Below are 25,201 nucleotides of genomic sequence, written 5' to 3'. Positions count from 1 at the left end.
CATTCCCTCCTTATGCCAGAACGTTCAGCCGCTCGATGTCCGGGTCCTCGGGGCCGGTCATGCTGCAGCCCTTGGCCTTGGCGTACTCGATGTAGTTCAAAATTTCCTTGGTGATGCGCTCGCCCGGGGCCAGAATGGGAATGCCCGGCGGGTAGCACATGACGAACTCGCTGCACACCATGCCCTCGGTCTCCCGGAGCGGCAGGCTCTTTTTGGGCGCATAGAACGCTTCCTGCGGGCTGGCGGCCACAACGGGGTCGATGTATTCCTGGCTCAGCAGGCCGGAGCCGTCGGTCTGGTAGCGGCGCTTGATCTCGGCCAATGCGCTGACCAGACGCTCCACCTCCTGCGGGCGGTCGCCGATGGAAAGGTAGGCCAGAATGTTGCCAATGTCGCCGAACTCGATCTGGATGTCGTACTCATCGCGCAGGATGTCGTACACCTCAATGCCTGCAAGGCCGATATCCAGCGTGTGGACGCTGAGCTTGGTAGTATCAAAGTCAAAAACGGAGTCGCCGTTGCACAGCTCCTTGCCAAAGGCGTAGTAGCCGCCCACGGCGTTGATCTCCTCGCGGGCATACTCGGCCATGTCGGCCACTTGGTGGAATACCTGCCGCCCGCGCTGCGCAAGGTTGCGGCGGGAGATATCCAGACTGGACATGAGCAGGTAGCTGCCGGAGGTGGTCTGGGTCAGGTTGATGATCTGCCGCACATAGCCCGGGTGCACATTGGGGCCGATGAGCAGCAGGCTGGACTGCGTTAAACTGCCGCCGCTCTTGTGCATGGAGACGGATGCCATATCAGCCCCTGCCGCCATGGCAGACACCGGCAGGCCGCCGCCAAAGTAGAAGTGGGTGCCGTGGGCTTCGTCCGCAAGGCAGAGCATCCCGGCATCGTGGGCCATTTTTACGATGGCGCGCAGGTCGGAGCAGATGCCGTAGTAGGTGGGGTTATTCACCAGCACAGCCACAGCATTCGGATGCTCTTTGATGGCCTTTTCCACCTGTTCCCGCTTCATGCCCAGCGAAATGCCAAGGCGCTTGTCCACCTCGGGATTCACGTATACCGGCACTGCGCCGCACAGCACCAGTGCGTTCAGCACACTGCGGTGCACGTTGCGGGGCAGAATGATCTCATCGCCGCGCTTGCAGGCGGTGAGCACCATGCTCTGCACGCTGCTGGTGGTGCCGCCCACCATGAGGAACGCGTGGGCAGCGCCAAAGGCATCTGCGGCCAGCTCCTCTGCTTCCCGGATGACCGATACCGGGTGGCAGAGATTATCCAGCGGCTTCATGCTGTTCACATCCACGCCCACGCACTGCTGGCCCAGAAAGGCGGTCAGCTCCGGGTTGCCGCGGCCCCGCTTGTGGCCGGGCACATCAAAGGGCACCACCCGCATTTTGCGGAACTGTTCCAGCGCTTCATAGATGGGCGCACGGTTCTGGTTCAGCCGGAACCGTGTTCGGTTCTCACTCATGTTTTTCCTCCGTCCCTGATCCCGATGCAAACAAAAAAGCGCAAGTACCGCACAAAAAGTGCAGACTTGCGCTTTGAAAAGCATTTGAATGCGCCGCCAAAGACCCCCGGAAGAAACACCAGAGTACAAAGGCCGCTTCGCATGATTCAAAAAAGACGGGATTATGAGAGTCTATATAGCAATTCTGCTTTTACTGCTCTTTATTGACCGTTTCACAAGTCTGCACACTGACTGCGCAATTTCATGGTTGTAAAGGAACCAACTTATAAAATTTGAACTGCTACGCTCAATCAATAATGGCGGCTGTGCCGCCGGTCGGCAGTGGACCCGGCTGTCCGTATGGCCTTAGCCCCGCTGGGCGGTCCATGGTAAATTGCTTTGAAAAGACGCTGACACGCTTTGTCTCTCAAAATCACATGTGATTTTATCATGCACAGAAAGCGTTGTCAATGATTTTTTGAAAAATTAAAAAAATCATTGCACAGAGTACCAACCTGAATACCGTTGCAAAATATTATGATGCACGGTACACTATGGTTACTACAGTTCTTATTGTTCTGCTGATCCTTGCACTGCTGGAGATCGTCCTGCTGAACGGTGCCGCAGCTGTTCGGATCCACCCTCGAGAGTGAGACTTAAGATGCCGGGCAAAACAAAAAACCAGCGTAATTTCTACGCTGGTTCTTTTGGTGGGCGCGGGTGGATATCGCGAGCCGCGCTGCTAAAAACAGCCCACTGGGCTGTTTTTGCGCCGTCTTCAGCGACGTCGTCGCAGCTGTTCGAATCCACCCGCCCGATGAGTTTAGCCTTATCGCAAAATAAAAACCTCAGCGTACTTGCATACGTTGAGGTTTTTTGGTGGGCGCGGGTGGATTCGAACCACCGAAGCTGAAAGCAGCAGATTTACAGTCTGTCCCCATTGGCCACTCGGGAACACGCCCATATTCACTTTTTGTGTCCTTCGCCGGACGACTTGCTTATTTTATCATGAAGAAAGGCTTTTGTCAACTGTTTTTTTACCTTTTTCTTCAAATGCGTTTTCCGTGCAGAGAAACGGCAGAGCAAAGGCGGGAAAAGCCCTGCAGCCATGCAGGCACGGCAAAGTCGGAGAAAAAAGCCAGCCAGAAGAAATTGATAGGCAAATTGCAAGAAAAACTCGGGACAATATGTGAAAAGTGCAAGACTTTTTGTCTCTGCATTGAAAAACGCAGTAAGGCGTGATATATTAAAAACGCAACAAAGTGCAACAAAATGGATGGCGCTTTTGTCACTCTGTGGCAAATCAGGCGGGATCAGTAGAAAAAGAAAGGCATAGCGACAAACCATGACGATTCAGGAATGTTATAGACAGATGGGCGCAAATTATGAGGACGTGCTCAAGCGGCTTTACAACGAAGGCATGATCTGCAGATTTACGCTGATGTTTTTGAACGACGACAGCTATCCGAAACTGGAGCAGGCATTGAAGGAAGGAAATGTGAAGGAAGCATTCCGTGCGGCACACACGCTCAAGGGCGTGTGCCAGAACCTGGGTTTTACCAACCTGTATCAGCCCACCTACGATTTGACCGAGGTGCTGCGCACAGGCACACTGGAAGGTACCAAGGAGCTGTTTGACAGCGTGACCTGCCAGTACAAAATCACCATCAATGCGATCCGTGCGCTCCAGTAAGTTCCGCATTTGGCTCGATCTCCAAACGGCATCCTTCCTTATAAAAAGGCAGGATGCCGTTTTTTATTGCATTCTGCGCAGTTTTATGATATAATGCCGGACGAACTGAACAGAAAAACAGCAGGTGCCTTTTGCCGATGCACTGCACGGCGGAAAGGGTAAAAGGGAAGCGGGTGCAGATCCCGCACGATCTCGTCACTGTGATAAGGGAGTCCGCATCAGGGTGCTTTGCACCAGCCACTGGAGCTTTTGCTCTGGGAAGGAGATGACGGGCGGCGATCTTTCAGTCAGGAAACCTGCCTGCTGTTGGTACGGGGGTGCAAACCCCAGATCACGAGGAATTGGTTGTACCAAAAAGCCCTGAAACAACAGAGGTCTTTTTGTCATGCCATCCGCAGGACAGAAGGGCCTCTTCTTTCATCTCTCTTTCCTGTACCCTTTGTTTGGTTCAAACCGCAATTTATCCAGCAGGAAAGGACAAGAACAATGAGAAAGATCGAAACCAAAAAGCTGGCCGCAGCTGTTACGGCTCTGGCTCTGTGCGCCGGCGTGCTCACCGGCTGCGGCGGGGCTGCTTCCGGCACTGCATCCAGCACCGCTGCGTCTTCCGCTTCCAGCGAAGCGAGCAGCGAGGAGGCTGACGAAATGGCAGCAAAGAACGTGGCAGACCTGATCGATGCCATCTATGTGCAGGAGCGCAATGAGGATACCGATGCCCAGTGCGAAGCCGCCAAGGCTGCATGGGATGCCCTGACCGACACCCAGAAGGAACTGGTGGAAGGTGAGAACGCCGACCCCGACTACTTTGGCCGTGACACCGGCGATGCTTCCAAGGACGATGCCCGCAATCAGGACGACATTGGCGACAACGAGCTGCTGGTGGTCTCCTTCGGCACCTCCTTCAACGACAGCCGCGTGAAGGACATCAAGGGCATCGAGGATGCTCTGCAGGCCGCATACCCGGATTGGTCTGTGCGCCGCGCATTCACCGCACAGATCATCATCAACCATGTGCAGGCTCGTGACGGCGAAAAGATCGACAACATGCAGCAGGCCATGGACCGCGCTGTGGAAAACGGCGTGAAGAATCTGGTTGTCCAGCCCACCCACCTGATGCACGGTGCTGAGTACGACGAGATGATGGAAATGATCGACACCTACCGCGACAAGTTTGAATCTGTCGCTGTGGCTGAGCCCCTGCTGGGCGAGGTCGGTTCCGATGCCACCATCATCAATCAGGATAAGGAAGACGTTGCCAAGGCTGTCACCGCTGCTGCCGTGAAGGAAGCCGGCTACGACAGTCTGGATGCCGCTGCTGCGGACAAGGTCGCCTTTGTCTTTATGGGCCACGGCACCTCGCACACCGCAAAGGTGAGCTACAGCCAGATGCAGACCACTATGCAGACTCTGGGCTACGACAATGTGTTCATTGGCACCGTTGAGGGCAAGCCGGAAGAGACTGCCTGCGAGAACGTCATCGAGGCTGTTAAGGCTGCGGGCTACACCAAGGTCATCCTGCGCCCGCTGATGGTGGTTGCCGGCGATCACGCCAACAACGATATGGCCGGTGAGGATGCCGACTCCTGGCTGAGCCAGTTCAAGGCTTCCGGTGCTTTCGACAGCATCGACTGCCAGATCGCTGGTCTGGGTGAGATCGAGGATGTCCAGAAGCTGTATGTCGCCCACACCAAGGCGGCGATCGATTCTCTGAACGGTTGATCAAACGAACCCTCTCCGTCTCGCGGCCGCTTTGCGGCATCCGGTGGAGAGGGTTCATTTTTTATCCGAACGATGGTATAATAAAAGCTGATTTTTTATAATGTAGAGGTATTTCCTATGAAACGCGTTTTTTCCTGTGTTGTCGCTGCTTCTCTGGCACTGAGTCTGCTGGTGGGCTGCGGCGCTTCTTCCACGGCATCTTCTGCAGCTTCCAGTGCTGCCAGCTCGGAGGCTGCTTCTTCCGTGGCTTCTTCTGCCGCTGAGACCGCCGCTTTGCCGGACGGTGTGTATACCGCCGAGTTTGACACCGACAGCAGCATGTTCCACGCCAACGAAGCCTGCGACGGCAAGGGCACCCTGACTGTGGAGAACGGCCAGATGACCTTCCATGTCAGCCTTGCTTCCACCCATATCGTCAACCTGTATCTGGGCAAGGCTTCCGATGCCGCCGACCACGAGGCCGACTGGCTGCAGCCCACCACAGATACCGTCACCTATTCCGACGGCACCTCGGAGGAGGTGTACGGCTTTGACATCCCGGTCTCTGCTGTGGATGCCGACTTTGACCTGGCTATTCTGGGCACCAAGGGCAAGTGGTACGACCATGTCGTCAGCGTGCGTGATGCCGTGGAAAAGGCTGCGAAAGCCGAGACCCCGGCAGACGGCACCTACACCTGTGATGTGACGCTGGAGGGCGGCTCCGGCCGTGCCACCGTGGAGAGCCCCGCCGCTCTGACCGTGGCAGACGGCAAAATGACCGCCACCATCGTGTGGAGCAGCCCGAACTATGATTATATGATCGTGGACGGCGAGAAGTATTTGCCCACCAACACCGAGGGCAATTCCACCTTTGAAATTCCGGTATCGGCGCTGGATACCGCACTGGATGTCACCGCCGATACCGTTGCCATGAGCACCCCCCACGAGATCGAGTATACGCTGACCTTTGATTCCGCAAGTCTGAAGTGACTCCTCCAGTCACCTTCTTTGGCAAAAAGATAAACTTTACCGTACTGCCAAAGCCTCCCTCTATGAGGGAGGTGGCGCGGCGCTAGCCGTGACGGAAGGAGTTACTTATGAAGATCACTCGCAACCAATTTCTGAAACTGATCCCCGCTGCGGCGCTGACGCTGACCGGCTGCGGCAGCAAGACTCAACCTGCCAATACGGAAAGTCTTGTTTTCTCCCATCATTACAAGCTGGACTATGCACAGCAGTTCACAGCGGACTGCTATGAGGGCGGCTATACCATGCTGACCATCGCGGAGTCGGATACGAGGTTCCTTGTTGTGCCGGAAGATGCTGCGGAGGTGGACAGCCTGCCCGCTGACGTGACTGTGCTGCGCCAGCCGGTGGAGAATATTTATCTGGTCTCCACCTCGGTGATGGATCTGCTTTTACATCTGGACGCACTGGACAGCGTGGCCTTTTCCGGCACCAAGGCCGAGGGCTGGTATCTGCCCGCGGTGCAGCAGGCCATGGAAGAGGGAAAAATCGCGTATGCAGGCAAGTACAGCGCCCCGGATTACGAGCAGATCCTGGCAGCGGGCTGCCGCCTTGCCATTGAGAATACCATGATCCTGCACACGCCGGAGGTAAAGGAACAGCTGGAACACTTTGGCATTCCGGTGCTGGTGGAGCGTTCCAGCTACGAGAGCGACCCGCTGGCCCGCATGGAGTGGATCAAGCTTTACGGCATCCTGCTGGGCAGGGAAGAACAGGCCGAGCAGGTGTTTTCCGCGCAGGAGACAGCCGTTCAGCCCATCCTTTCGCAGGAACCCACGGGAAAAAGCTGTGCCTTCTTCTCGCTGACCACCAACAACCTTGCCACTGTGCGCAAGGGCAGTGACTATGTGGCCCGCATGATCGAAATGGCAGGCGGCAGCTATGTCTTTGCGGATCTGACGGACAATGGCAACAGCCTTGCTACCATGAACCTGCCGCTTGAGGACTTCTATGCAGGTGCAAAGGATGCCGATGTGCTCATCTACAACAGCGCCATCGAGGGCATGATCGCATCGGTGAGCCAGCTGACCGAGCGTTTCCCGCTGCTGAACGAATTCAAAGCGGTGAAGGAAGGGCAGGTGTGGTGCACCACCCAGAGCCTGTTCCAGCAGAGCATGGAGCTGGCAGACCTGATCGTGGACATGAACCGGGTGTTTACCAAGGGCACACCTGCCGCCAGTACCCTGAAATTCCTCACCCATGTGGATTAAAGAAGGGAAATTTTACAGAAAGGAAAGCCTATGACCCGTACCAGACGCCTTGCAGCCGCCTATATTGCCCTTGCGGCAGCCGTGGCTGTGCTTTTTGCGCTGAACCTGTTCTGGGGCAGCGTATCCCTTGCACCGGGTGCGGTGCTGACGGCGCTGCTGGGCAAGGGCGGCGATGCGCTTGCGGGGAACATCATCCTGCAGCTGCGCCTGCCCCGCGCGGTCATGGCTGCGCTGCTGGGGGCAGCCCTCAGCGCAGCGGGATACCTTCTGCAGACCTTTTTTGCAAACCCCATTGCCGGGCCATTTGTCATGGGCGTTTCCAGCGGCGCAAAGCTGGCGGTGGCCCTGACCATGGTGGTGTTTCTGGACCGCGGGATGCTGACCAGCTCGGCCACCATGATCGCGGCGGCCTTTGCGGGTGCCATGGCTGCCATGGCCTTTGTGCTGGCGGTGGCCCGGCGGGTGCAGCGCATGAGCATTCTGGTCATCTGCGGTGTGATGATCGGCTATATCTGCTCCGCCATCACCGATATCGTGGTGGCCTTTGCGCAGGATTCCAACATTGTCAATCTGCACAACTGGTCGCAGGGCAGCTTTTCCGGCGTGACATGGGCCAATGTGCAGGCTGCGGCACTGGTGGTGCTGCCTGCACTGGCGGCATCCTTTCTGCTTTCCAAGCCCATGGCCGCCTACCAGATGGGCGAAGCATATGCCCGTAGCGTGGGCGTGAATGTCAAGCCTTTCTCGGCAGCGCTGGTGCTGCTATCCAGCCTGCTGGCGGCCTGCGTCACCGCCTTTGCGGGGCCGATCTCCTTTGTAGGCATCGCGGTGCCGCACCTTGTCAAGCAGCTGCTGGGCAGCGCAAAGCCGCTGTATGTGCTGCCGGGGTGCTGCTTGGGCGGTGCGGCTTTCTGCCTGTTCTGCGACCTGCTGGCCCGCAGTCTGTTCGCGCCCACGGAGCTGTCCATCAGCTCGGTCACGGCCGTGTTCGGCGCACCGGTGGTCATCTGGCTGCTGGTGCGGCGCAATTCAGAGCGGGAGGGCGCATGATGAACGAAAAAGCACTTTGCACTGCGCGGGAGCTTGCCATCGGCTACGGCAAGACACCGCTGCTCTCGGATATTTGCCTCGGGGTGCAGCCGGGCCAGATCCTGACCTTGATCGGGCCCAACGGCGCAGGCAAATCCACCTTACTGCGCACACTGGCGGGCCAGCTGGCCCCCATGGGCGGCACAGTGCTTCTGGCGGGGAAGGATCTTACTGCCTATACCGGTGCCCAGCGGGCGCAGAAGCTGGCTCTAATGGCTCCCCACAGCCGCCGGATGGAACTGACCACCTGCTTTGATTTTGTTTCGGCGGGGCGCTATCCCTACACCGGACGGCTGGGCATTTTGTCTGCTGAGGACAGGCAGCAGGTGCACAGAGCTTTGGAGCTGGTGGGCGCGGTACACCTTGCAGACCGGGATTTTAACCGCATCAGCGACGGCCAGCGCCAGCGCATCCTGCTGGCCCGGGCACTGTGCCAGCAGCCGGAAGTGATCCTGCTGGACGAGCCGACCTCTTTTCTGGATATCAAGGGCAAGATCGAGCTGCTCACCATTTTAAAGGAGCTGGCCCATACCGGTCAGCTGGCGGTGATCCTGAGCCTGCACGAGCTGGAATTGGCCGAAAAAATAGCGGACACGGTGGTGTGCGTTTCGCCCGCAGGTGTTTCCGGTGTGCTGACCCCGGAACAGGCGTTTCAGCCGGAGAATATCCGCGCCCTGTACGGCCTGACCGAACAGCAGTACACGGCTCTGTTTGGCACACCGGAGCCGGAAGCCGAAAAGGCACCCGCCGGAAAGCCGCAGTTTGAGCATTACGTCCGCAGCGGGCAGAAGCTGCTGCGCTGCGGCTATACCACCGGCACCTGTGCCGCGCTAGGGGCTGCCGGGGCGGCGCGTCTGCTGCTGACCGGCCGCGAACCGGAAACGGTGGCTCTGCGCACGCCCAAGGGCATTGTGGTGGAGGTGGCACCCATTTACTGCCGCAGAACGGATGCCGGTGCGGTATGTGCCATCCGCAAGGACGGCGGCGACGATGTGGACGTGACCACGGGCCTGCCGGTGGTCGCGTCGGTGGTGCTGGAACCGGATGCCCCCGGCGTGCGCATCCTTGGCGGCGAGGGGGTGGGCCGTGTGACGAAGCCCGGCCTTGACCAGCCCGTAGGGGAAGCCGCCATCAACCATGTGCCGCGCAGGATGATCGCCGAGGCGCTGGAACGGGAAGCTGAAAATGCTGCCTACACCGGCGGCTTTGCGGTGACCATCTCTGTGGAAGGCGGTGCCGAGACGGCAAAGCGTACCTTCAACCCGCACATCGGGGTGGAGGGCGGGCTTTCCATTCTGGGCACCAGCGGCATCGTGGAACCCATGAGCCAGCAGGCCATTCTGGATACCATCCAGCTGGAAATGAATCAGGCCGCACTGCGAGCAAAAAATGCCCCCGGCCCCCGGCGGCTGGTGCTGGCCCCCGGCAACTACGGGCTGGATTATCTGGCCAGCGCTCTGCCGCAGTTCGAGCGGTTCCCGGTGGTCAAGACCTCCAACTTCATCGGGGATACGCTGGATATGGCTGCCACGGCCAAATTTGAGGAAGTGCTTCTGGTAGGCCACGTGGGCAAGCTCTGCAAGCTGGCGGCAGGGGTCATGAACACCCACTCCCACACGGCGGATGGCCGCGCTGAAGTGTTTTGCGCCCATGCGGCGCTGTGCGGTGCCGCGCATGAGGTGTGCGCCGCCCTGATGGATGCCGCCACCACCGATGCCTGCCTTGACATTCTGGACGGCGCACAGCTGCGTGCACCGGTGCTGGAAAGCATCCTTGCCGCCATCCAGATGCATCTGGACCGACGGGCAGGCGGGGCCTTCCGGGTGGGCGCGGTGCTCTTTTCCAACCAGCACGGCCCGCTGGGCGAGACAAAAACGGCAAAGGAGCTGATGCGGGAATGGCAGAACTGAAAGGTACATTTTACGGTGTCAGCGTCGGCCCCGGCGACCCGGAGCTGATGACGCTGCGGGCTGTGCGGCTCATCCGGCAGTGCCCGGTGCTGGCCGCGCCGCAGACTGCTTCCGGCCAGATGCTGGCGCTGGACATCGCCCGCAGTGCGCTGGGAGAAGCGCTGGACGGCAAGACCATCGTCCCGCTGTACTTTGCCATGAGCCGTGACCCGGCCGCGCTGGCGGCTTCGCACGAAAAAGCCGCCGCCGCGGTGCGGCAGTATCTGGATGCCGGGCAGGACGTTGCCATGCTGAACATCGGTGATGTTTCCATCTATGCCACCTTTGGTTACCTGCAGGAGATCTTGCAGGCCGGGGGTTATGCCACCGCCATGGCGGCAGGCGTGCCCAGCTTTTGTGCGGCGGCGGCGCGGCTGAATGTGCCGCTGACCGGCGGCATGGATACGCCGCTTACCATTGCGCCCGGCGGCTGGACAGACCGCGTGCTGGAAATGCCCGGCACCAAGGTATTGATGAAAGCCGGCAGGCAATTGCCTGTCTTATTGGATACCCTGCAGCAGGCAGATAAGCTGAAAAAAAGCGCACTTGTGTGCAACTGCGGTCTGCCGGACGAGCGGGTCTACCCGGATCTTTCCCTTGAGCGGCCGCAGGAACAGGCCGGTTATTTTGCCACCGTTTTGTTAAAGGAGTAACGTTATGGTACATTTTGTTGGTGCAGGCCCCGGCGCACCGGACCTCATCACCCGGCGGGGCGCGGCCCTGCTGCAGAAAGCCGACTGCATCATCTATGCGGGCAGTCTGGTGAACCCGGCCCTGCTGGGCCTTGCAAAGGCAGACTGCGCCATTTATAACAGCGCTGAAATGACGCTGGAGCAGGTGCTGGATGTGATGCGGCAGATGGAAGCTGCGGGTAAGATCACCGTGCGCCTGCACACCGGTGACCCCTGCCTTTACGGTGCCATCCGGGAGCAGATGGATGTGCTGGACGCCGAGGGCATTCCCTACGATGATACCCCCGGTGTGTCCAGCTTCTGCGGCGCAGCGGCGGCACTGAATGCAGAGTACACCCTGCCCACCGTCAGCCAGACCGTCATCATCACCCGCATGGAGGGCCGCACCCCGGTGCCGGAAAAAGAAAAGCTGGCAAGCCTTGCTGCCCACGGGGCAACGATGGTCATTTTCCTATCCATCGGCCTTGTGGACAAAGTACAGCAGGCGCTTTTGGCAGGCGGTGCCTATACGCCGGATACCCCGGCAGCGGTGGTGTATAAGGCCACATGGCCGGAGGAAAAAACGGTGCGCTGCACCGTAGGTACGCTGGCGGAAAGCGTTCATGCAGCGGGTATCACCAAAACGGCGCTCATTGTGGCAGGCGGCTTTCTGGGCCGGAATTATGAGCGCAGCAAGCTCTACGACCCGGCCTTTACCACCGAGTTCCGCAAGGGGACAGACCAGTGACCCGCACCTACCTTGCCTTTACGGCAAAGGGCCTTGCACTGGCCCAAAAACTGGCGGCGGCATATCCCGGCAGCGTGGCCCGCTGCGGCCATGAAGCCGGGCAGGTGCACCTTGCCGATTGGACGGCCCGCCAGTTTGCCGGGAGCGATGCCCTTGTTTTTGTAGGTGCTGTGGGCATTGCGGTGCGGGCCATTGCGCCCCACTGCCAAAGCAAGGCGCAGGACCCTGCCGTTGTGGTGCTGGACGAGTGCGGCCGCTTTGCCGTGCCCATCCTCTCAGGCCACCTGGGCGGTGCCAACGACCTTGCCCGGGCGCTTGCCGCTGTGTGCGGTGCGGTGCCGGTGATCACCACAGCCACCGACGCAAACGGTGTGTTTGCGGTGGACGAGTGGGCAAAGCACCAGAACTGCACTGTGCTGGAGCCGGAGCGCATCAAGCTTGTCAGCGGTGCACTGCTGGCGGGCAAAACGGTGCAGTTTGCATCCGACTGGCCCATTGCTGGTGCACCGCCTGATGGGATCACGGCGGGAGATGCCCCGGACTTTGCTCTCACCCTCTGCCCGGCGGGGGATGCGCTGCATCTGGTGCCGCGCATCGGCGTGCTGGGCGTGGGCTGCAAACGCGGCACCAGCACCGAAACGCTGGCCGAAGCCTTTGCAGCTTTCTGTGCCCAGAACCGCCTTGCGCCGCAATGCATCACGGCGGCGGCAAGCATCGACTTAAAACAAAACGAGGCTGGCCTGCTGACCTTCTGTAAGAGCCACAGCTGGCCGGTGCAGTTTTTCACAGCAGAACAGCTGCGTGCCGCCCCCGGCAGCTTTACGCCTTCGGCCTTTGTGCAGAGCGTTACCGGCGTGGACAATGTCTGTGAACGGTCGGCAGTGCTGGCCGCAGGCGGGACACTCGTTTTTCACAAATATGCCCATACCGGCGTGACCTTTGCGCTGGCCGTGCGGCCCTATGCCCCGGACTGGAGGTGGCAGAATGTTTGACCCGATGGAATTTGAGATCGACGAACCGGAAAAGGTAGTCTACGTGGTAGGCATTGGCCCCGGAGATGTTTACTACCTGACGCAGGAAGCCCAGAACGTTCTGGAACACGCAGATGCCATCTGCGGCTATAAACTTTATCTTGACCTGATTGAGCCGGAGTTCCCATGTGAGGAATATTATTCCACCGGCATGACCAAGGAAATCGACCGCTGCCGCTGGGCGCTGGAAAAGGCGAATACCGGCAGGCGCGTGGTGATGGTGTGCAGCGGCGACGCAGGTGTTTACGGCATGGCCAGCCCTGTGCTGGAACTGGCGCAGGATTACCCGGACGTTGCCGTAGAAGTGGTGCCCGGCCTTACGGCCGCCCTCAGCGGCGGGGCTGTGCTGGGCGCGCCGCTGGCCCACGATTTCTGCGTGATCTCCCTTTCCGACCGGCTCACCCCGTGGGAGGTCATCGAAAAGCGGCTGACCTGCGCTGCGCAGGGAGATTTCTGCGCTGCACTCTATAATCCTTCCTCCAAGGGCAGGCCGGACTACCTGCAAAAGGCAGTGCGCATCCTGCGCGCAAACGGCAAGGCGGATGATACCGTCTGCGGCCTTGTGCGCAACATTGGCCGCGAGGGCCAGAGCGCCCGGGTGCTGACGCTGGCCGAGCTGGAAAACACGCCGGTGGATATGTTCACCACCGTGTATATCGGCAACAGCAATACCCGCGCCCTTTCGGGCCGGATGGTCACGCCGCGGGGGTACCGTAAGTGAAGGCGGTCGTGTTCAGCGGCACCACCGAGGGCCGTCGCTTTTCCAAAAAGCTGGCAGAGCTTGGCGTTGCGGTAACGGTGTGCGTGGCAACGCCGCTGGGTGCCGAGGAGCAGGGCGAAATGGCGGGTATCACGGTGCACGCCGGGCGGCTGCAGCCGGATGCCATGGCGGCATTGCTGGCGGGAGCTGATCTCTGCGTGGATGCCACCCACCCTTATGCAGTGGATGCCACCAGGAACATCCGCGCAGCAGCGGTGCAGGCGGGCGTGGAATACCGCCGCCTGCTGCGTGCGCAAAGCCCCTTGCCGCCCGGCTGTGCGGTGTTTGAAACAGCAGCGCAGGCTGCAGAATATCTGGCCGGGACAGAGGGCAATATCCTGCTTGCCACCGGTGCCAAGGAGCTGGCTGTGTTTGCCGGGCTGGAACCGGCGCGGCTTTACCCGCGCGTCCTGCCCACGCCGGATGGCATTGCCGCCTGTGAAGCGGCCAATGTCCCGCACCGGAACATCATTGCCATGCAGGGGCCGTTCAGTCTGGCGCTGAATAAGGCGTTGATAACACAGTTCCAGATCCGGTACCTCGTCACCAAGGACGGCGGCGCAGCGGGCGGCTTTGCCGAGAAGGTGCAGGCCGCTGCCGATACCGGCGCACAGCTGGTGGTGCTGCGCCGCCCGCCGGAAACTGGCGAGACGGAAACACAAATTTTAGCGGATTGCAAGGAGATTTTGCAATGGTCACACTGATTGGCATGGGCAGCGGAAAATGGGAGGCTCTTTCGGCGCAGGCGCAGCAGGCTGTGCGCAGCGCGGGCCTTGTGTTCGGTGCAAAGCGGCTGCTGGCGGGCCTGCCTGCAGACTGCACGGCCCGGCAGTTCGCGCTCTACCAGCCCGCTGACATTCTGGAAACACTGGCACAAAACCCCGGGCAGGATGCTGCCGTGCTTTACAGCGGCGATACCGGATTTTACTCCGGTGCGTCCGGTCTGCTCACGCCGCTGCGGGCGCTGGGCATCCCCGCGCGGGTGTATCCGGGCGTTTCCAGCATCCAGCTGCTTTCAGCGGCGCTGGGCCGTCCGTGGCAGGACTGGAAGCTGGTCTCGGCCCATGGCTGCGCCTGCGACCCGGTGGCCGAGTGCATGATGAACCGTTCGGTGTTCTTCCTCACCGGCGGCACTGAAACGCCCGCCTCTCTGTGCCAGAAGCTGACCGATGCCGGTATGGGCGAAGCCCACGGCGTGGTGGGCGAAAACCTTGGCACCGAGGCGGAAGCCATCCGCTACGGCTCTGCTGCAGAGCTGGCGGGGCAGAGCTTTGCACCACTCAGCGTGCTTCTGGTGGAAAACTTTGATCTGCCGCAGCTGCGTGCGCCGGGCTTCCCGGACGAAAGCTTCATCCGGAGCGAGGTGCCCATGACCAAGCAGGAGGTGCGCGCTGCTGCGCTGGCAAAGCTGGCGGTAATGCCCACCGACACTCTGTGGGATGTGGGCGCAGGCACCGGCAGTGTGAGCGTGGAGCTTGCGCTGGCGGCACCCAAAGGCCGCGTTTACGCCGTGGAGTGTGAACCGGATGCCTGTGAACTGATCCGTAAAAACCGGGCAAAGTTCCATGCCTGCAACCTCACCCTCATCGAGGGCCGCGCACCGGATGTGCTGGCAGATCTGCCTGCGCCGGATGCCGTGTTCATCGGCGGCACCAAAGGCGGCATGGAAGGCGTGCTGGATGAAGTGCTCGGCAAGAATCCGAATGCACGAATCTGTATTTCGGCCATTGCGCTGGAAACGCTGGGCGCTGCCATTGCTGCCCTCACGGCCCGGGGCCTGACCGCAGAGGTAACGCAGATCGCTGTCAGCCGCACAAAACCGGCGGGCCGACTGCACCTGCTCATGGCCAATAACCCCATCTTCCTCATTACGGGTACACGCAAATGATGCAATTCCTCATCGCCGCGCCTTCTTCCGGCAGCGGCAAGACCACTGTTGCCTGCGCAGTGCTGGCGGCGCTGAAAAAGCGCGGGGCCGACCCCTGTGCGTTCAAAAGCGGGCCGGACTACATCGACCCCATGTTCCACCGCTCGGCTCTGCAGGTGGACAGCCACAATCTGGATCTGTTTCTTTCCGACAGGGATATGGTGCGGGCCATTTTTGCCCGCTATGCCGCCGGGCATGGTGCCGCCGTGTGCGAGGGCGCTATGGGCTTTTATGATGGTCAGGGCCTGACCACCCGTGCCAGCGCTTGGGAACTGGCGGATACGCTGGGCCTGCCGGTGCTGCTGGTGGTACAGCCCAAGGGTGCCAGCGTGACGCTGGCCGCGCAAATTCAGGGCCTTATGAACTTCCGCAAAAACAGCCATGTTTCGGGCATCCTGCTCAATGATTGTTCCGAAAAGCTGTATAAAATGCTCAAGACCCTGCTGGAAAGGGAGACCGGCCTGCCGGTGCTGGGCTATCTGCCCCATTTGCCGCAGGCAGCGGTAGAAAGCCGACACCTCGGCCTGAAGACTGCAGATGAAATTGCCGACCTGCAGGAAAAGATCGCCCTGCTGGCCGATGCACTGGTGCTGGATTGGCAGCGCCTTGCCGTGCTGACCGAAAAGCCTGCGCCGGAAACTTTTCCGGGAGCAGCTGCCCCCACATCCGTCCGCATTGCGGTGGCAAAGGACGAGGCGTTCTGCTTTACCTATGCCGAAACGCTGGACGCATTGCGGGATGCCGGGGCGGAGCTTGTGCTTTTCAGCCCGTTGCGGGATGCGGTTTTGCCGGAAAATATAGGCGGGCTGTATCTGCCCGGCGGCTACCCGGAGCTGCACGCCAAAACTCTGAGTGAAAACAAAACCATGCTGGCTTCCATCCGGCAGGCCGTGCAGGCGGGCCTGCCCACAGCAGCCGAATGCGGCGGCTTTCTGTATCTGGGCCGGAGCCTTGAGGATGCCGACGGTAAGGCGTGGCCCATGGCAGACGTTCTGCCGGGCGATGGCATCCGGGTGGGAAGGCTGGTGCGCTTTGGCTATGCCGAAATGACCGCCAAGGCGGACAGTATGCTCTTCTGCGCCGGAGAAACGCTGCCCATCCACGAATTCCACCACTGGGATTCCACCGCAAACGGCGCTGCATTTACTGCCTGCAAAAACGAAAAAATGCAGTGGGAATGCGGCTATGCAAACGAAAATTTCTATGCGGGGTTCCCGCATTTATACTGGGCGGGCACGCCCCTGCCGGGCCGCTTTGTGCGCGCGGCAGAACGATACAGCAAAACAAAAGGATGACCAAAATGACCGAAACTGAACTGAATGCACTTTTGGCGGGTATCACCCCTGCCAACGAAGCTGCCCGCGCGGCGGCACACGCCCACTGGGCCAGCCTTGCAAAGCCTCTGGGCGGGTTGGGCCGGCTGGAGACCATGCTGGAGGATGCCGCCGCCCTTACCGGCAGTGCGGAGCTTGATCTTTCCCGCCGGGTGGTGGTGGTGCTCTGCGCGGATAACGGCGTAGTGGCGCAGGGCGTGAGCCAGACCGGGCAGGAAGTGACCCGTGCCGTGGCCGAAAACCTTGCCATGCGGCGCACCAGTGTGTGCCAGATGGCCCGCACGGCCCACTGCGATGTTCTGCCCGTGGATATGGGCATGGCAGGCGAACCGGTGCCCGGTGTGCGCAGCTGCCGCATTGCCGCAGGCACGGCGGATTTTACCCAAGGCCCTGCCATGAGCCGGGCCGAGGCTGTGCAGGCCGTTGGGGAGGGCATTGCCCTTGCCCGGGAACTGGCAGAGGATGGCTACAGGCTCATCGCCACCGGTGAAATGGGCATTGGCAATACCACCACCTCCAGCGCGGTGGCGGCGGTGCTGCTGGGCCAGCCCGTGGAGCTTATGACCGGGCGCGGTGCGGGCCTCTCGGACGAAGGGCTTGCCCGCAAGGTGGATGCCATCTGCCGCGGCATCCTTTGCAATGAGCCGGACCCGGAAGATATATTGGATGTTCTTGCAAAGCTTGGCGGCTTTGATATCGCAGGCCTGTGCGGTGTGTTTCTGGGCGGTGCACTGGCCGGTGTGCCGGTGCTGGCAGATGGCTTTATCAGCGGAGTGGCCGCGCTGTGCGCCGTGCGGCTGTGCCCGGCGGCGGCAAAGGCTGTGTTTGCAAGCCACTGCTCGGCAGAGCCTGCCGCGCGCATCGTGCTGGAAGCACTGGGCAAAGCACCCATCATTACGGCGGGGCTGCATCTGGGCGAGGGCACCGGCGCGGTGGCCAGCATCCCGCTGTGGGATATGGCGCTGGCCGTATACGGCGGGTGCTACTCCTTTGCGGAGGGCGGCATTGCGCCGTATACGCCCCAATGTTGACGCTGGTTCTGGGCGGCGCGGCCAGCGGCAAAAGTGAATACGCCGAGAGCCTTGTGCTGAAAACCACCGGCCCCCGCTACTATCTTGCCACCATGCAGGTGTGGGATGCCGAGTGCGCCGCCCGGGTGGAAAAGCACCGCAAAATGCGGGCCGCAAAGCAGTTTGAAACGGTGGAGTGTCCCTTGCATCTGGGCAATGTGAGCCTGCCTGCGCGGGGCACCGCCTTGCTGGAAGACCTTGGCAACCTTGCCGCCAACGAGCTGTACGACCCGGCGGGAGCAGGGGAAAACGCGGCCAAAGCCATCCTGCACGGGCTGGAAAGCCTTGCAGCCCAGTGCGAAAACCTCATCGTTGTTTCCAACGAGGTGTTCAGCGGCGGGGCCGACTATGCCGGCGATACAGACCGCTATCTGCGGGCACTGGCGCAGGTGAACAATGCTTTTGCTGCCCGGGCAGATGCAGTGGTGCGGGTGGTATGCGGCATCCCTGTGTACTATAAAGGAGTGGAAAAATGATCGTTTTGCAGACCATCGCGGTGGCTTTTGCCATGTTTTCAGCCATCCCGGTGCCGCAGTTCGACTGGAACGAAAAAAATATGCGCTACGCCATGTGCGCCTTCCCGCTCATTGGTGTCGTTATTGGTGCGGCGTGGTGTGTGTGTGGCACGCTGCCCCTGCCGGGCCTTGCCAAGGCGGCGGGCTTTGCGCTGATCCCGGTATGGATCACCGGCGGCATCCATCTGGACGGCTATGCCGACACCTGCGATGCCCTTTCCAGCTACGGCGACCGAGAAAAGAAGCTGGAAATATTAAAAGACCCCCATTGCGGTGCCTTTGCGGTCATCCGACTGTGCAGCTATTTTCTGGCCTATTTTGCCCTGTGCACCTGTGTGAGTTTTACACCCCGCGTGGGTGTGCTGTGGGTTCTGGCACTGGTGCTGGAACGGGCGCTTTCGGGCCTTGCGGTGGCATCGTTCCCCATGGCAAAAAACACCGGTCTTGCACACACCTTTGCCACTGCAGCAGACAAAACTGCGGTGCGCCGGGTGCTGGCGGTGCTGGCCGCAGTGCTGTGCGTGGGCATGGCGGCGCTGGGCGGCTGGGCGCTGGTGCTGGCAGCGCTGGCGGTGTTCTGGCGCTACCATGCCGTGAGCCGGAAGCAGTTCGGCGGCATCACCGGCGACCTTGCCGGGTGGTTTTTGCAAAAGGCCGAGCTCTGGATGCTGGCGGCACTGTGTGCCTGCCAGTGGGGAGGGCTGCTATGATCTTTATTACCGGGCCGCTCTACAGCGGCAAGCGCACCTTTGCGCAAACACTTCCCGGCAAGCGTCTTTCGGACGTGCAGGTATTGGCTGCCGATGCCGCCGACCTGCCTGCCTTGGCAGACAAGCTTGCCCATGAATACGATATCCTCATCGCCACCGAGGTAGGCGGCGGTGTTGTGCCGATGGATGTCAAACAGCGCGCAGACCGCGAGGCGGCGGGCAGGCTTGCCTGCCTGCTGGCCGCACGGTCAGAGTGCGTGGTGCAGATGTTCTGCGGCATCCCTACGGTTTTGAAAGGAGAATTGTCTCAATGCTGATCTATCTTCTGCGTCATGGCCAGACGGAATACAACGCCCAGAAGCGTTATCAGGGCCAGCGCGACATCCCGCTCTCACCCGAAGGCGCTGCTCAGCTGCGCCGGGCAGATTTTGACCCCGATGTGGTCTATGTTTCCACCTTGCAGCGCACCAGCCAGACGGCGCGCATCCTGTTCCCGGAGGCAAAGCTTGTGCCGGTGGACGGCCTGAAAGAGATGTGCTTTGGCAGCTTTGAGGGCCGCAATTTCATCGAGATGGAAAAGGACCCCGAGTATCAGGCATGGGTGAAGGCCAACTGCGAAAGCCCCTGCCCGGACGGAGAGCGCAAGACGGACTTTTCGGATCGCATCTGCCGCACCGTGGCAGAGCTGATCGATAAAGCTCTTGCCGCAGGCGAAGAACGGCTGGTCATTCTGGCCCACGGCGGCACCCAGATGGCCGCCATGGAGCGGTTTGCCGTCCCCCACAGAGACTATTACGCATGGTGCGGACCCAACGCGGGCGGCTTTGTGCTGGATGCAAAGGACTGGACGGAAAAGCATCTGCTGTATCTCGTGAAGACCGTCCAGTACACAAAGGAGAGCAGGGCATGATCCTTCAGGCAGTTGTCGGCGGTTTTGTGCTGGACGCGCTCTTCGGCGACCCGGCGTGGCTGCCGCACCCGGTGGTGCTCATGGGAAGATGCATCTCCCGGCTGGAAAAATTCCTGCGTGCCCGCCTGCCCGGCACCCCGCAGGGCGAGCTGCTGGGCGGTGCCGTGACGGCGTTCTGCCTGCCGGTGGGCACCTTTCTGGTCACGAGCCTTGTGTGTCTGGCGGCGGCAAAGCTCAGCCCGTGGCTGGGCCTTGCGGTGCAGATGTTCTGGTGCGGGCAGGCGCTGGCGGCAAGGGGCCTTGCGCAGGAGAGCACAAATGTGTATAACGAGCTGGTCCGGAACGACCTGCCCGCCGCTCGCAAAGCCGTGAGCCGCATCGTGGGCCGCGACACCCAGAACCTGACCGCAGAGGGTGTGACCAAAGCTGCGGTGGAAACGGTGGCCGAAAATGCCAGCGACGGCGTCATTGCGCCGCTGCTGTATATGCTCATCGGCGGGGCACCGCTGGCGCTGACCTACAAGGCTATCAATACCATGGACAGCATGCTGGGCTACAAGAACGAGAAGTATCTTTACTTTGGCCGCGCAGCCGCGAAGTTGGACGACCTTGCCAACTACATCCCCAGCCGCCTTGCCGCCCTTTTGTGGGTGGCCGCTGCGGCCTTTACCGGCAACGATGCCAAGGGCGCATGGCACATCTGGCGGCGGGACCGGTGCAACCACGCCAGCCCCAACAGCGCCCAGACCGAAAGCGCCTGCGCCGGTGCACTGGGCGTGCAGCTGGCCGGCCCGGCTTACTATTTTGGCGAATATTACCCCAAGCCCACCATCGGTGATGCCCTGCGCCCAATTGAGCCGCAGGACATCCTGCGCGCCAACCGCATGATGTATGTGGCAAGCGGCTTTGCGCTGGCATGGGGTGCAGCAATACGGGGAATTTTGTAACCCTCTCAGTCAAAGCTTGACGGCTTTGCCAGCTCCCCCGAAAGGGGAGCTTTATAAGTGGAACCGGAGACAAATCATCTTTTCATCGAAAGAATATCCTACCCGGCAGATGCAGAAAAGCTCGCCCTTCGGGAGAGCTGGCGAACGAATGTGAGCCTGAGAGGGTGAGGCTGCTTGTCCAAAAGCACAAAGGAGAACCTATGAAACCACTGACCCATGGCGGCGACTGGGCGGGCTACCGCGCCGAGTTTGGCCGCGACCCGCTGGATTTTTCGGCCAATGTCAGCCCGCTGGGGCTGCCGGAAGGGGTGGTAAAGGCCATTACGGCAGCGCTTGCCACGGCCGACCGCTACCCCGACCCGCTGTGCCGGGCCCTGCGTGAAAAACTGGCGGCGGCTGAGGGAGTGCCCGCCGAATGGCTGCTGTGCGGCAACGGCGCGGCAGACCTCATCTTCCGGCTGGCGCTGGCTGCAAAGCCCCGCACTGCACTGGTAACGGCTCCCACTTTTGCCGAGTATGCCACCGCCCTTGAAACGGCAGGCTGCACGGTGGAACGGCATTTTTTGCGGGAAGAAAACGATTTTGCGGTGACGAAAGATCTCCTGAACGCGGTGCACCCGGGTACAAATATGGTATTCCTCTGTCAGCCCAACAACCCCACCGGCCAGCTGGCAGAGCCTGCCCTTGTGGAAGCGCTGCTGCGCAGATGCGAGGCCGTGGGTGCGGTGCTGGCCGTGGACGAATGCTTTCTGGATTTTCTGCCGGAGGGCGAAGGCCTTTCGGCAAAGCATCTGCTGAAAAACAGCAAAAAACTGATTATTTTAAAAGCCTTCACCAAGCTTTACGGCATGGCAGGCGTGCGTCTGGGCTATTGCCTGTGCTCTGATACAGAGCTGCTTGCCCGGATGCGGGCAGCGGGCCAGCCGTGGGCGGTTTCCAGTCTGGCACAGGCGGCGGGCATCGCTGCGCTGAACGAGACGGAATATGTGGCGAAGGTGCGTGCATTGATCGAAGCACAGCGGCCTGTGCTGGCAGACGGCCTGCGGGCGCTGGGCCTGCGGGTGATCGAGGGCCGGGCTAACTATCTGCTGTTCCGCGCGCCGGAAGCGCTGGGCGAAGCGCTGCGCCGCAAGGGTGCGGTACTGCGCAGCTGCGGCAATTATCCGGGCCTTGATGCCAGCTGGTACCGCACCGCTGTGCGCACAGAAAACGAGAACCGGCAGCTGCTTGCGCTGCTGGCCGAGACCCTGCCGGAGGTGGCGCAATGAGCAAGGCAAAATGCATTATGGTGCAGGGCACCATGAGCGGTGCGGGCAAAAGCCTGCTGTGCGCGGCGCTGTGCCGCATCTTTGCGCAGGATGGCTACCGCGTGGCCCCTTTCAAAAGCCAGAACATGGCCCTGAACAGCTTCGTCACCCGCAACGGTGCAGAGATGGGCCGTGCTCAGGTGGTGCAGGCACAGGCTGCAGGCGTGGAGCCGGATGTGCGCATGAACCCCATCCTGCTCAAGCCCAGCAGCGATGTGGGCAGTCAGGTGATCGTGAACGGCAAGGCCCGGGGCCAGATGTCCGCCGCCGATTATTTCAGGATGAAGCGCAGCCTTATCCCGGACATTCTGGAAGCCTACAACAGCCTTGCCGCCGAGAACGACATTATCGTGATCGAAGGCGCGGGCAGCCCGGCGGAGATCAACCTGAAAGCCGACGATATCGTGAACATGGGCCTTGCAAAGCTGGTGGATGCGCCGGTGCTGCTGGCGGGCGATATCGACCGCGGCGGCGTATTCGCCCAGCTGTACGGCACTGTGGAGCTGCTGGAAGCCGACGAGCGTGCCCGCATCAGGGGCCTGATCATCAACAAGTTCCGGGGCGATGTGGAGATCCTGCGGCCCGGCCTTGCCATGCTGGAAGAAAAAACGCAGCTGCCCGTGCTGGGCGTAGTGCCGTACCTGCGGGTGGAGATCGAGGACGAGGATTCTCTCTCGGATCGTCTGGAAGCAAAAAGCGCCGTTAGGCCGCTGGATATCGCCATCCTGCGCCTGCCGCATGTGTCCAACTTCACCGACTTTATCCCGCTGGAACAGCACCCGCTGCTGGGCGTGCGGTATGTGCAGCGCACCCGCCAGCTGGGTGCACCGGATCTCGTCATCCTGCCCGGCACCAAGAACACCATGGACGACCTGCGCTGGCTGCGGGAAAGCGGACTGGAAGCGGCGGTGCTCAGGCTTTCGGCAGCCGGTACGCCGGTGCTGGGCGTGTGCGGCGGCTATCAGATGCTGGGCGAACAGCTCTGCGACCCGGCAGGGGAGGAGAGCGGCACCCCCTGCACCCTGCGGGGCCTTGGCCTGCTGCCCACCACGACGGTGTTCGGCACCGAAAAGCACCTGACCCAGACCGCAGCCCGCGCTGCCGCAGTTCCTTTTGCCGGGGCAGCTCTCACGGGCTACGAGATCCACGCAGGCCGCACCGAGGTGCGGGGCAGTGCGTTCTGCATCCTTGCAGACGGCACGCCGGAGGGCTGTGTGCAGGACGGTGTATTCGGTACCTACCTGCACGGCCTGTTCGACACCGGCGAACTGACCGAAAAACTGACCGCATTTTTGTGCAAACGGAAGGGCATCGATCCGGCCGGGGCCGAGCTTATCCCCATGGAGCAGTACCGTCAGCAGCAGTTTGATCTGCTTGCCGATGGTGTGCGCGCGGCACTGGATATGCCCGCTATCTATGCCGCCATGGGAATGCAAAAAGGAGACAACACATGACACCGCAGCATCATCTGCCCGCCGACATTGAACGGACGAGCATCTCCATTATCACAAGGGAACTGGACGAGCTGGGCCTGACCCCGCCGCCGGAGACGGCTGCGGTGGTCAAGCGGGTCATCCACACCACCGCGGATTTCGACTATGCCAAAAATCTGCGCTTTACACCCGGCGCGGTGGAAGCCGCAGTCAAGGCCCTGCACGCGGGTGCTTTCATCGTTACCGACACCAATATGGCGCTGGCGGGCATCACAAAGCCGGGCCTGAAAAAACTGAACGGTGAAGCCATCTGCTACATGGCAGACCCCGCTGTGGCCGAAGCCGCAAAGCAGGCGGGCACCACCCGTGCCGTTGCCGCCATGCACCGCGCTGCCCGGGAGCACCCGGGGGCCATTCTGGCCATTGGCAATGCGCCCACGGCCCTTTTGACCATTGCGGAGGAAATGGAAGCCGGTCTGCGGCCTGCGCTGGTCATTGGCGTGCCGGTGGGGTTTGTGAATGTGGTGGAAAGCAAGGAAGTACTGTTTGCCGCCTGCGAGCGATACGGCGTACCTGCCATCGCCGCCATGGGCCGCAAGGGCGGCAGCAATGTGGCTGCAGCCATCTGCAACGCCCTCATTTACTCTGCCGCCGAAATGCTGGACCCCTCTGCCAGAGGGTGGAACGGATAAGGCGGAAACAGCATAATATCAAAAACCCGGAACCCTTTTTGAGCCGTTTTGGCCGAGAAAAGGTTCCGGGTTTTGTTCATGATTTTTTCAGAGAGCTATTTTGCAACAGCCCCATTTTCACGGAAAAGGTCCGAACCGAGCACGGCATCCACACTGCCGGCATCAGGCTGCGGGGAACGCCTTGTTCCACACTTCGATCACCTTGAACTTCGGGGTCCAGCCTTCGGGATCAAAGCGGTCGCCCTTGGCACCCATGGTGCCCTGCTCGGTGCACCACTGTGCGGCCTTGGCCATATCAGGGTCGGTCACATCCGCAAAGGCGGGTGCGCCTGCGGGTTCGGGCCTGCCTGCGGTGTTCCACACCAGCATCGAGCCTTTTGCATTGCTTCCCGTGATTGTAACATTGCGCATACCCGTAATGGTAAGGCCCAGGCCACCGTCCATTCGTGTATCATTGGTGCAGACCAGAACAATATCCGTGCTGTGTCCACCTTAAAAAGGCCATATTTCACCTTCTTTTTCAATAAAACCTGCGTGAAACGCCCCAAAACCTGCGTGAAAAACGTTTTGCACCGCTGTGCGCGCCTTTGCCCCCTCTTGCAATTTGTGCGCAAAGGGTGTAGAATACAGTCACAATCAAATACAGGGGAGCTTGTGAAGCAGGCTGAGAGGAAGTACCTAAACTTCGACCCTTTTACCTGATGCGGATAATGCCGCCGTAGGAAGTCAGAATGGATGATTTTTTGCAGGAGGCACCGCAGAAGGTGTCTCCTGTTTTTTGTTGTGTACCTATTACCATTAAGGAGGATGCCTTGTACTTTTCTGCGGAAGTGCCGCAGCGGGCTGAGGGGGAGCGCCCTGAGCTTTGTGACCGTCAGCGATGGGAAGCCGTGTTCCGGCGTGAGAGGAGACCAGAAAGTCTCGACCGCTTCTTATAGTTCCTGCGCCGGGTCTGGCACCGGGTGCGGGCTGTTTGCGGAGGCGCTGTATGGTTTTTGCTGCTTCCGCAGGTTTGGAAAGGAGC

24 protein-coding genes, 1 tRNA gene and 2 riboswitches are annotated in these 25,201 nt (G+C 60.7%); of the genes, 22 read left to right on the top strand and 3 right to left on the bottom strand.

Annotated features, from left to right (window positions below; translation table 11 throughout):
* Window positions 1–10 precede the first annotated feature (10 nt).
* Both MTP41_RS05125 and MTP41_RS05120 read right to left on the bottom strand, forming a co-directional pair.
* Complete coding sequence (locus MTP41_RS05125) at window positions 11–1,477, bottom strand: aminotransferase class I/II-fold pyridoxal phosphate-dependent enzyme (protein ID WP_097775018.1); 1,467 nt, start codon at window positions 1,475–1,477, stop codon at window positions 11–13.
* An 856-nt stretch (window positions 1,478–2,333) separates the two neighbouring features.
* Window positions 2,334–2,418 (bottom strand) — tRNA-Tyr (locus MTP41_RS05120).
* A 410-nt stretch (window positions 2,419–2,828) separates the two neighbouring features.
* Here MTP41_RS05120 and MTP41_RS05115 point away from each other — a divergent pair.
* The 22 genes from MTP41_RS05115 to MTP41_RS05010 all read left to right on the top strand — a co-directional run bounded on the left by MTP41_RS05115 (window position 2,829) and on the right by MTP41_RS05010 (window position 24,177).
* Complete coding sequence (locus MTP41_RS05115) at window positions 2,829–3,149, top strand: Hpt domain-containing protein (RefSeq protein ID WP_338428051.1); 321 nt, start codon at window positions 2,829–2,831, stop codon at window positions 3,147–3,149.
* A gap of 105 nt (window positions 3,150–3,254) precedes the next feature.
* A riboswitch (cobalamin riboswitch) is annotated at window positions 3,255–3,467 on the top strand.
* A gap of 168 nt (window positions 3,468–3,635) precedes the next feature.
* The gene (locus MTP41_RS05110) at window positions 3,636–4,868 is read left to right on the top strand and encodes a sirohydrochlorin cobaltochelatase (RefSeq protein ID WP_044953851.1); all 1,233 of its coding nucleotides are present in this window, start codon (window positions 3,636–3,638) and stop codon (window positions 4,866–4,868) included.
* Window positions 4,869–4,985: 117 nt separating this feature from the next.
* A complete protein-coding gene (locus MTP41_RS05105) occupies window positions 4,986–5,837 on the top strand; it encodes an iron transporter (protein ID WP_249236344.1) in 852 nt (283 codons plus the stop codon).
* A 107-nt stretch (window positions 5,838–5,944) separates the two neighbouring features.
* Entirely contained in the window at window positions 5,945–7,084 is a 1,140-nt protein-coding gene (locus tag MTP41_RS05100; protein ID WP_249236343.1) for an ABC transporter substrate-binding protein, read from the top strand.
* Window positions 7,085–7,114: 30 nt separating this feature from the next.
* Entirely contained in the window at window positions 7,115–8,134 is a 1,020-nt protein-coding gene (locus MTP41_RS05095) for a FecCD family ABC transporter permease (protein ID WP_249236342.1), read from the top strand.
* Window positions 8,131–10,083: a cobalt-precorrin-5B (C(1))-methyltransferase CbiD gene (gene cbiD, locus MTP41_RS05090; RefSeq protein WP_249236341.1), complete on the top strand. Its 1,953-nt coding sequence runs from the start codon at window positions 8,131–8,133 to the stop codon at window positions 10,081–10,083. The genes MTP41_RS05095 and cbiD overlap by 4 nt, the downstream gene beginning before the upstream one ends.
* Window positions 10,071–10,775 carry a precorrin-2 C(20)-methyltransferase gene (gene cobI / locus MTP41_RS05085; RefSeq protein WP_249236340.1) on the top strand — a complete coding sequence of 235 codons (705 nt, stop codon included), beginning with the start codon at window positions 10,071–10,073 and terminating at the stop codon, window positions 10,773–10,775. Before cbiD ends, cobI begins: the two co-directional genes overlap by 13 nt.
* A 4-nt stretch (window positions 10,776–10,779) precedes the next feature.
* Entirely contained in the window at window positions 10,780–11,541 is a 762-nt protein-coding gene (gene cobM, locus MTP41_RS05080; protein ID WP_097775026.1) for a precorrin-4 C(11)-methyltransferase, read from the top strand.
* Window positions 11,538–12,533: a cobalt-precorrin 5A hydrolase gene (locus MTP41_RS05075; RefSeq protein ID WP_249236339.1), complete on the top strand. Its 996-nt coding sequence runs from the start codon at window positions 11,538–11,540 to the stop codon at window positions 12,531–12,533. The genes cobM and MTP41_RS05075 overlap by 4 nt, the downstream gene beginning before the upstream one ends.
* Window positions 12,526–13,293 carry a precorrin-3B C(17)-methyltransferase gene (cobJ, locus tag MTP41_RS05070; RefSeq protein WP_249236338.1) on the top strand — a complete coding sequence of 256 codons (768 nt, stop codon included), beginning with the start codon at window positions 12,526–12,528 and terminating at the stop codon, window positions 13,291–13,293. The genes MTP41_RS05075 and cobJ overlap by 8 nt, the downstream gene beginning before the upstream one ends.
* Window positions 13,290–14,036, top strand: a complete 747-nt coding sequence (cobK, locus tag MTP41_RS05065; RefSeq protein WP_249236337.1) for a precorrin-6A reductase — start codon at window positions 13,290–13,292, stop codon at window positions 14,034–14,036. The genes cobJ and cobK overlap by 4 nt, the downstream gene beginning before the upstream one ends.
* On the top strand, window positions 14,024–15,220 hold the full coding sequence (gene cbiE / locus MTP41_RS05060) for a precorrin-6y C5,15-methyltransferase (decarboxylating) subunit CbiE (RefSeq protein WP_249236336.1): 1,197 nt from the start codon (window positions 14,024–14,026) through the stop codon (window positions 15,218–15,220). The genes cobK and cbiE overlap by 13 nt, the downstream gene beginning before the upstream one ends.
* Window positions 15,217–16,554 carry a cobyrinate a,c-diamide synthase gene (locus MTP41_RS05055; RefSeq protein ID WP_249236335.1) on the top strand — a complete coding sequence of 446 codons (1,338 nt, stop codon included), beginning with the start codon at window positions 15,217–15,219 and terminating at the stop codon, window positions 16,552–16,554. The genes cbiE and MTP41_RS05055 overlap by 4 nt, the downstream gene beginning before the upstream one ends.
* A gap of 5 nt (window positions 16,555–16,559) precedes the next feature.
* Complete coding sequence (gene cobT / locus MTP41_RS05050; protein WP_249236334.1) at window positions 16,560–17,624, top strand: nicotinate-nucleotide--dimethylbenzimidazole phosphoribosyltransferase; 1,065 nt, start codon at window positions 16,560–16,562, stop codon at window positions 17,622–17,624.
* Complete coding sequence (locus MTP41_RS05045; RefSeq protein WP_249236333.1) at window positions 17,618–18,139, top strand: bifunctional adenosylcobinamide kinase/adenosylcobinamide-phosphate guanylyltransferase; 522 nt, start codon at window positions 17,618–17,620, stop codon at window positions 18,137–18,139. Before cobT ends, MTP41_RS05045 begins: the two co-directional genes overlap by 7 nt.
* The gene (locus MTP41_RS05040) at window positions 18,136–18,888 is read left to right on the top strand and encodes an adenosylcobinamide-GDP ribazoletransferase (protein ID WP_249236332.1); all 753 of its coding nucleotides are present in this window, start codon (window positions 18,136–18,138) and stop codon (window positions 18,886–18,888) included. Before MTP41_RS05045 ends, MTP41_RS05040 begins: the two co-directional genes overlap by 4 nt.
* The gene (locus tag MTP41_RS05035) at window positions 18,885–19,205 is read left to right on the top strand and encodes a bifunctional adenosylcobinamide kinase/adenosylcobinamide-phosphate guanylyltransferase (protein WP_249236331.1); all 321 of its coding nucleotides are present in this window, start codon (window positions 18,885–18,887) and stop codon (window positions 19,203–19,205) included. Before MTP41_RS05040 ends, MTP41_RS05035 begins: the two co-directional genes overlap by 4 nt.
* Window positions 19,199–19,798: a histidine phosphatase family protein gene (locus MTP41_RS05030; RefSeq protein ID WP_005943240.1), complete on the top strand. Its 600-nt coding sequence runs from the start codon at window positions 19,199–19,201 to the stop codon at window positions 19,796–19,798. Before MTP41_RS05035 ends, MTP41_RS05030 begins: the two co-directional genes overlap by 7 nt.
* A complete protein-coding gene (gene cbiB / locus MTP41_RS05025; protein WP_249236330.1) occupies window positions 19,795–20,745 on the top strand; it encodes an adenosylcobinamide-phosphate synthase CbiB in 951 nt (316 codons plus the stop codon). Before MTP41_RS05030 ends, cbiB begins: the two co-directional genes overlap by 4 nt.
* A 200-nt stretch (window positions 20,746–20,945) precedes the next feature.
* On the top strand, window positions 20,946–22,013 hold the full coding sequence (locus MTP41_RS05020; protein ID WP_249236329.1) for a pyridoxal phosphate-dependent aminotransferase: 1,068 nt from the start codon (window positions 20,946–20,948) through the stop codon (window positions 22,011–22,013).
* On the top strand, window positions 22,010–23,506 hold the full coding sequence (locus tag MTP41_RS05015; RefSeq protein WP_249236328.1) for a cobyric acid synthase: 1,497 nt from the start codon (window positions 22,010–22,012) through the stop codon (window positions 23,504–23,506). The genes MTP41_RS05020 and MTP41_RS05015 overlap by 4 nt, the downstream gene beginning before the upstream one ends.
* Entirely contained in the window at window positions 23,503–24,177 is a 675-nt protein-coding gene (locus MTP41_RS05010; protein WP_097781499.1) for a precorrin-8X methylmutase, read from the top strand. Before MTP41_RS05015 ends, MTP41_RS05010 begins: the two co-directional genes overlap by 4 nt.
* A 162-nt stretch (window positions 24,178–24,339) precedes the next feature.
* On the opposite strand, the gene MTP41_RS05005 is transcribed toward MTP41_RS05010, so the two are convergent.
* Entirely contained in the window at window positions 24,340–24,621 is a 282-nt protein-coding gene (locus tag MTP41_RS05005) for a hypothetical protein (protein ID WP_249236327.1), read from the bottom strand.
* 190 nt (window positions 24,622–24,811) lie between these two features.
* Window positions 24,812–24,919: riboswitch (TPP riboswitch) on the top strand.
* The last annotated feature ends 282 nt before the right edge of the window (window positions 24,920–25,201 follow it).

Origin of the sequence: Faecalibacterium sp. I4-3-84 (genome assembly GCF_023347255.1) — a bacterium.
GTDB lineage: Bacteria > Bacillota > Clostridia > Oscillospirales > Ruminococcaceae > Faecalibacterium > Faecalibacterium taiwanense.
This window is presented reverse-complemented; position numbering and strand designations above follow the sequence as displayed.

Coding starts and splice junctions, on each gene's coding strand:
- MTP41_RS05010 (WP_097781499.1), top strand. CDS start 23,503: ATGACACCGCAGCATCATCTGCCCGCCGACATTGAACGGACGAGCATC.
- MTP41_RS05055 (WP_249236335.1), top strand. CDS start 15,217: ATGATGCAATTCCTCATCGCCGCGCCTTCTTCCGGCAGCGGCAAGACC.
- cobJ (WP_249236338.1), top strand. CDS start 12,526: ATGTTTGACCCGATGGAATTTGAGATCGACGAACCGGAAAAGGTAGTC.
- cobI (WP_249236340.1), top strand. CDS start 10,071: ATGGCAGAACTGAAAGGTACATTTTACGGTGTCAGCGTCGGCCCCGGC.
- cobM (WP_097775026.1), top strand. CDS start 10,780: ATGGTACATTTTGTTGGTGCAGGCCCCGGCGCACCGGACCTCATCACC.
- MTP41_RS05045 (WP_249236333.1), top strand. CDS start 17,618: ATGTTGACGCTGGTTCTGGGCGGCGCGGCCAGCGGCAAAAGTGAATAC.
- MTP41_RS05125 (WP_097775018.1), bottom strand. CDS start 1,477: ATGAGTGAGAACCGAACACGGTTCCGGCTGAACCAGAACCGTGCGCCC.
- MTP41_RS05105 (WP_249236344.1), top strand. CDS start 4,986: ATGAAACGCGTTTTTTCCTGTGTTGTCGCTGCTTCTCTGGCACTGAGT.
- MTP41_RS05040 (WP_249236332.1), top strand. CDS start 18,136: ATGATCGTTTTGCAGACCATCGCGGTGGCTTTTGCCATGTTTTCAGCC.
- MTP41_RS05110 (WP_044953851.1), top strand. CDS start 3,636: ATGAGAAAGATCGAAACCAAAAAGCTGGCCGCAGCTGTTACGGCTCTG.
- cobT (WP_249236334.1), top strand. CDS start 16,560: ATGACCGAAACTGAACTGAATGCACTTTTGGCGGGTATCACCCCTGCC.
- MTP41_RS05035 (WP_249236331.1), top strand. CDS start 18,885: ATGATCTTTATTACCGGGCCGCTCTACAGCGGCAAGCGCACCTTTGCG.
- MTP41_RS05020 (WP_249236329.1), top strand. CDS start 20,946: ATGAAACCACTGACCCATGGCGGCGACTGGGCGGGCTACCGCGCCGAG.
- MTP41_RS05100 (WP_249236343.1), top strand. CDS start 5,945: ATGAAGATCACTCGCAACCAATTTCTGAAACTGATCCCCGCTGCGGCG.
- MTP41_RS05115 (WP_338428051.1), top strand. CDS start 2,829: ATGGGCGCAAATTATGAGGACGTGCTCAAGCGGCTTTACAACGAAGGC.
- cbiD (WP_249236341.1), top strand. CDS start 8,131: ATGATGAACGAAAAAGCACTTTGCACTGCGCGGGAGCTTGCCATCGGC.
- MTP41_RS05015 (WP_249236328.1), top strand. CDS start 22,010: ATGAGCAAGGCAAAATGCATTATGGTGCAGGGCACCATGAGCGGTGCG.
- MTP41_RS05095 (WP_249236342.1), top strand. CDS start 7,115: ATGACCCGTACCAGACGCCTTGCAGCCGCCTATATTGCCCTTGCGGCA.
- MTP41_RS05005 (WP_249236327.1), bottom strand. CDS start 24,621: ATGGACGGTGGCCTGGGCCTTACCATTACGGGTATGCGCAATGTTACA.
- cbiB (WP_249236330.1), top strand. CDS start 19,795: ATGATCCTTCAGGCAGTTGTCGGCGGTTTTGTGCTGGACGCGCTCTTC.
- MTP41_RS05030 (WP_005943240.1), top strand. CDS start 19,199: ATGCTGATCTATCTTCTGCGTCATGGCCAGACGGAATACAACGCCCAG.
- cbiE (WP_249236336.1), top strand. CDS start 14,024: ATGGTCACACTGATTGGCATGGGCAGCGGAAAATGGGAGGCTCTTTCG.